The 3767-nt window shown below is 65.8% G+C and carries 3 protein-coding genes and 1 pseudogene; all 4 read left to right on the forward strand.

All coding sequences use genetic code 11. From position 1 onward, the window contains the following. Positions 1–92: 92 nt before the first annotated feature. A complete protein-coding gene (hemB, locus tag AHiyo1_RS02480; protein WP_059387507.1) occupies positions 93–1073 on the forward strand; it encodes a porphobilinogen synthase in 981 nt (326 codons plus the stop codon). Further along, positions 1073–2149, forward strand: a complete 1077-nt coding sequence (locus AHiyo1_RS02485) for an LLM class flavin-dependent oxidoreductase (RefSeq protein ID WP_059387508.1) — start codon at positions 1073–1075, stop codon at positions 2147–2149. Before hemB ends, AHiyo1_RS02485 begins: the two co-directional genes overlap by 1 nt. A gap of 52 nt (positions 2150–2201) precedes the next feature. Continuing rightward, a pseudogene (gene hemL, locus AHiyo1_RS02490) lies at positions 2202–3520 on the forward strand (glutamate-1-semialdehyde 2,1-aminomutase). Between the two features lie 66 nt (positions 3521–3586). Continuing rightward, positions 3587–3767, forward strand: a 181-nt coding sequence (locus AHiyo1_RS25365; RefSeq protein WP_216363120.1) for a hypothetical protein, incomplete at its 3' end; no start/stop codon positions are given.

Here is a 3767-nt window from a genome sequence, read left to right on the forward strand (position 1 = left end):
GGCATCCCGGTCGCGGCAACCGCCAAGGAACCCACACCCGCCGGCATCGTGGCCGCCCTACGCACCGTATTCGACACCGAAGGGAACGAAAGTTGAGCTTTCCAAACCACCGGCCCCGCCGGCTCCGCACCACCCCCGCCATGCGCCGGATGACTGCCGAACACCGGCTGGCTCCCGCCGACCTCATCCTGCCCGCCTTCATTCGCGAAGGACTCAGCGAACCGGCTCCGATCAGTTCCATGCCCGGCGTCGTGCAGCACACCACGGACTCGCTCAAACGCGCCGCTGCCGAAGCCGTGGAATTGGGTGTCAGCGGAATCATGCTGTTCGGTGTTCCGGCAGTCCGCGATGCCCGCGGCACAGCTTCCCTGGATCCCGACGGCGTGCTGAACAAGGCCATCCGCGACGTCCGCGCAGAAGTCGGCGATGACCTGGTGGTCATGGGCGATGTATGCCTCGACGAATTCACCGATCACGGCCACTGCGGTGTCCTGGACGCCAACGGCTACGTGGACAACGACGCCACCCTCGAAATCTACGCCCAAATGGCAGTAGCGCAGGCCGACGCCGGTGCCCACGTCCTAGGGCCGTCCGGGATGATGGATGGCCAGATCGCCGTGATTCGCCAGGCCCTTGAAGAGGCCGGACATCAGAACACCGCGCTCCTGGCCTACGCGGCGAAGTACGCCTCCGCTTTCTACGGCCCCTTCCGCGAAGCCGTGGACTCGCAGCTCAAGGGTGACCGCCGGACCTACCAGATGGATGCCGCCAACCGCCGGGAAGCCATCATCGAGGTGGAACTCGACCTCGAAGAAGGCGCTGACATGGTGATGGTCAAGCCGGCCATGAGCTACCTGGACATCCTCGCCGACGTCGCAGCCAGGAGCCCGGTACCCGTGGCGGCCTACCAAATCTCCGGTGAATACGCCATGATCGAAGCGGCCGCCGCGAACGGCTGGATCGATCGCCGCGGCGCCATCACAGAATCCGTGCTCGGCATCAAGCGGGCCGGCGCCGACATGGTGCTGACGTACTGGGCCTCCGAACTTGCCGGCTGGCTTAAGGAGTCCTGATGACCGATACCGCTTCCACTCCCACGGCCCCTGTCGGAGCCGCGGAGATCCTCCTCGGGCTGAATACTTTCGGTGACGCCGGGGTGGACGCCGACGGCAACCCGAAACAGCATGCCCAGGTCTTGCGGGAGCTGCTGGCGGAAGCGGAGCTGGCGGACGCCGTCGGGCTTCACGCCTTTGGGGTGGGGGAGCACCACCGGCGCGACTTCGCCGTCTCGGCGCCCGAAGTTTTCCTCGCGGCCGCGGCAGCCCGGACATCCCAGATCAAGCTCGGTTCGGCCGTCACCGTGCTCAGCTCCGACGACCCCATCAGGGTCTTCCAGCGCTTCTCCACCGTTGACGCGCTCTCCAATGGTCGTGCGGAGGTGATGCTGGGCCGCGGCTCGTTCGTGGAATCGTTCCCGCTGTTCGGCCTGGATCTGGCCGACTACGAAGTCCTGTTCGAGGAGAAGCTGGAACTCTTCGACAAGGTCCGGGCGCAGAAGCCGGTGCATTGGGAAGGCCGCACCCGGCCGAACGTGAACGGAATGAGCGTCTTTCCGCCGCTGGAACACCACTTGCTGCCAACGTGGATCGGTGTGGGCGGTACTCCAGAATCAGTGTTGCGCTGCGCGCAATACGGCTACCCCATCATTTTCGCCATCATCGGCGGGGAACCGCGCCGCTTTGCCCCGCTCGTGGAGCTCTACCGCGAGGCAATGGAAAAATACGGGCACCCCATGCAGCAAATTGCCACGCACTCGCCTGGCTACGTTGCCCCAACCGACGAGCAAGCCCGGGAGGAACTCTTCCCGCATTGGCTGGCCCAGCGAAACCGCATCGGCGCGGAACGCGGCTGGGGACCGGCAAGCCGGGGCGAGTTCGACGCCATGTGCGGACCCGAAGGAGCCCTGTATGTCGGTTCCCCGGAAACGGTCGCCCGGAAGATCGTCCTGCTGAAGCGGAACCTCGGCGTTGACCGTTTCGACCTCAAATACAGCAACGGAACCCTGCCCCACGAATCCATGATGCGTTGCATCGAACTCTTCGGCACTGTGGTGGCCCCACTGGTGGCCGAGCAGCTTGCCGACGCCTGAGCCCACTTTTTCGGTGCCTGAACCGTCCCGAATCCCTGAAAGAATGGACACCATGACTTCAAACACCCCTGTCTCCGACCAGCTGTTCGACCGCGCCCGATCCCTGATGCCCGGCGGCGTCAACTCTCCGGTGCGCGCCTTCGGCTCCGTCGGCGGCACCCCGAAGTTCATGGTTTCGGCGAAGGGTCCCTACCTCACCGACGCAGATGGCCGCGAATACGTCGATCTCGTCTGCTCATGGGGTCCGGCGCTCCTGGGTCACGCACATCCGGCAGTCCTCGACGCCGTCCATGCCGCCGTCGACCGCGGTTTGTCCTTTGGTGCCTCGACACCCGATGAGGCAAACCTCGCCGCGATCGTCAAGGAACGCGTCTCCGCCGTCGAACGCATCCGCATGGTGTCCACGGGCACCGAGGCCACCATGACCGCCGTGCGCTTGGCCCGTGGGTTCACTGGCCGCAACCTGATCGTGAAGTTCGCCGGCTGCTACCACGGTCACCTCGATGGGCTGCTCGCCGCGGCTGGCTCGGGCCTTGCGACCATGGCTCTGCCCGGTTCAGCCGGTGTCACCGAAGCTGCCGCCGCTGAAACCCTCGTCCTGCCGTACAACGACCTCGGTGCGGTGGAAGCCGCTTTTGCTGCGCACGGCAACAACATCGCTGCCGTCATCACCGAAGCCGCTCCCGCCAACATGGGCGTGGTCACGCCGAACGACGGCTTCAACGCAGGCCTGTCCCGCATCACCCGCGAACACGGCGCGCTGTTGATCCTGGACGAAGTGCTCACCGGCTTCCGCACCGGCTACGCGGGCTACTGGGGCCTCACAGGCCGCCAGGAAGGCTGGACGCCGGACCTGCTGACCTTCGGCAAAGTCATCGGCGGCGGGATGCCGACGGCGGCGCTCGGCGGACGTGCCGACGTCATGGATTACCTTGCGCCCCTTGGCCCGGTGTACCAGGCAGGAACCTTGTCCGGGAACCTGTGGCAATGGCCGCCGGCGTCGCCACCCTGACGCTCGCGACGCCGGAGGTCTACAGCTTCGTGGATGCCCGCTCGCTGGAACTCTCGGCGGCACTCTCATCGGCGCTGGACACCGCAGGCGTGGACCACTCGATCCAGCGCGCAGGGAACCTTTTCTCGGTGGCCTTCGGTACGTCGGTCAACGGAGTCCACAACTACGCCGACGCCCAGGCCCAGGACGTCTTCCGCTACGCACCGTTCTTCCACTCCATGCTGGACTCCGGTGTCTACCTGCCGCCGTCGGTCTTCGAGGCGTGGTTCCTTTCCGCTGCCCACGACGATGCCGCGATGAACCGGATTTTCGACGCCCTTCCCGCTGCGGCCAAGGCGGCCGCGGAGGCCGCAGCCTGACCTACGGCGCTTTTCCGATGCTTTGCAGCCTGTTCCTTGCGCCCACTGCCGGCCGGGGAGCAGGCTGTGGGCAACGATCGAATCGACAAGGCGATGATTCATCTGCTCAAGCCGTCCAGAATTCCACTGTTCATCTTTTTCGCCCTGATGGCCGGGGCATTCGCCGGAATTGCGCATGCCGATACCGCTGACGGCGGTTTGGTGGCGGCCGGGGACCCGCCCGCCACGCCAACTGCCCCACAGGCCG

It is taken from the genome of Arthrobacter sp. Hiyo1 (assembly GCF_001263615.2).
Taxonomy (GTDB): Bacteria; Actinomycetota; Actinomycetes; order Actinomycetales; family Micrococcaceae; genus Arthrobacter.